The organism is Dankookia rubra (assembly GCF_004355005.1).
GTDB classification, from domain to species: domain Bacteria; phylum Pseudomonadota; class Alphaproteobacteria; order Acetobacterales; family Acetobacteraceae; genus Paracraurococcus; species Paracraurococcus ruber_A.
On the sequence record NZ_SMSJ01000240.1, the window covers coordinates 1 to 2,005 of the forward strand.

The following is a 2,005-nucleotide window of genomic DNA, read 5'->3' on the forward strand; positions in this document are numbered from 1 at the left end:
CGCTGGCGCGGGCGTTCCGGTATCAGCGGCTGCTCGACGAGGGACGCTATGCGTCTATTAGCGAGATGGCACAGGCGGAGCGGATCGAGCGAGGATACCTCGGCTCGCTGCGGCGGTTGACGCTGCTAGCGCCAGATATCGTGGAGGCGATCTTGGACAGGAGGCTGCCGGGAGACGTCACCCTCCCACGGTTGCTGGCGCCGTTCCCGCTAAACTGCTTGGAGCAGCCATCCGTACCGGATCGCGGTTAGCGGATGCGAACTCCTCACCAGACCGCTAGCGGGTGTGGGCGGAAAGCGGCTGCTGGAGGCTTGCTGCCTAAAGGTGGGTTATCGTACGCCGAGAGGCCTTTCGCCGGTCCCGCGCTGCGCAGGCGCTACAACGGCGTGGGGGTTCACCCCGCGGTGCCGACGGAACCGCTTACGCGGTAAATCATCCGCGCTGACCACCCGACCTATAGAGCCGGCTTGGGCCATCTTGAGGCCGGCGCCGGGTCGCACGGGGATAATACCTGTAAAACCGGCAAACTCATCCAAGTGCACCCAAGCCGGCTCTATAGAACTGTGTTGTGCGGCGCGGCAGCATCAAGCTCGGATCCACTAGGGCGCTGACTGGCTGAGGAGTGGCTGTGGTGTGAGCGGGAGGAACGGGATGGTGGACGCGTCAGACGAGGGCAGAGCGAGTGGCAATCGGCCAGTTGCCGCTCCGGCGCAGCCATGGTCAGGGCTGGCCCGGCGAGCTGCTCTGAGCCTGGCGCTGGGGTTGCTCCCGAGCCGCAGGGCCGTGGCACAAGCGCCGCTTGTACTGGCGACCTCAACGCCAGGCGGCGGCCTCTCGACGTTTGCCGATGCGCTCCTGGCCGAACTCTCGGGGGTGAAGCCAGAGTTTCCTTTCACACACCGCCACACGGCCGGCAGCGCCGAAAACATTCGACTGCTGGGCACCGGCGCTGCGGACGTGGCGATCGTGGCCGGCGAAACGGCGACGAACGCGCTCGCCGGTGAGAACGCCCCGATGGTCTTGGCGGCACTCTATGGGACGCCAGTGATGTTCGCGGTCCGAGGTGACTCGCGACACCGGGATATCGCGTCGCTCCGCGGGCAGCCGGTTCTCTGGGGCGCCACTGGCTCCAACTTCGTGGTGGTTGCCCGGCAGGTTATTGGAAGCCTCGGTCTCGATATCGAGCACGACTTTAGGCCGGTTTTCGCAAGCCAGATGGCCGATGCCCCTGCCTTGGTGCTGGATGGGCGCGTCGCCGCACTCTGGGGCGGCGGCGCCGGTTGGCCGGCTTTCGCGGGAGTCGCCGCCGGGCCGAGAGGGATCAGATTCATCACCCCAACTGCCGAGGAGCAGAGGCGCATCGTGCAGGACCACCCCAGCCTGCGGCTGATGAGCTTACCAGCCAACAGCTATAGTGGGCAGACGGACGCCATCCCGTCGATCGGCACCTGGGTGTACCTCGTTGGGCGTCGCAGCTTGCCGGAGGATGTCGCCTACCGAATGGCGCGTGGGCTCCACCAGGTTCAGCCTGCTCTGGCGCGGCGCGTGCCGCAGGCGGCCGAAATGACGCCTGCCAGTACGATCGCCGCCACACCCGAACCTGCTACGATTCACCCCGGCGCACGGCGCTACCTTCAGGAGGTCGGTGTGCTCTGAGCCGACGTCGTCCGCCGTGCACGTCGTCATAGACGGGGCGCAGGCCGCCCGGAATCTGGGTACCGCCGTCACAGGTCGGCGTCGTGCAATCTGTCCCCGTTGCGACCGAACGCGCGCAGCACGTGGCCACTGCCGGCCGATTCTCGCGCAGCATGGCGCGCATCATCAGCAGGCCCTTGGCCATGTTCCCTCCCAGGTTGGCAGGGAGGCTCGCGCGCACCCCGCCAGGCCACAAGAGGCGCTAGTGTCCTGATCTCGAAGTTCCTACGATTCTGATGCAGGGTCGTGGGGGCTGGCGATGGGCAAGGCGGCGGTGGCGATCGAGCTGACGACGCCGGAGCGGCGGGAG

1 protein-coding gene and 1 pseudogene are annotated in these 2,005 nt (G+C 66.9%); both read left to right on the top strand.

What is annotated here, in order from left to right; all coding sequences use genetic code 11:
• A pseudogene (locus E2C06_RS39040) lies at nucleotides 1–251 on the top strand (hypothetical protein); the annotation flags it as partial.
• A gap of 532 nt (nucleotides 252–783) precedes the next feature.
• Nucleotides 784–1,656 carry a TAXI family TRAP transporter solute-binding subunit gene (locus E2C06_RS36270; RefSeq protein WP_165982914.1) on the top strand — a complete coding sequence of 291 codons (873 nt, stop codon included), beginning with the start codon at nucleotides 784–786 and terminating at the stop codon, nucleotides 1,654–1,656.
• The last annotated feature ends 349 nt before the right edge of the window (nucleotides 1,657–2,005 follow it).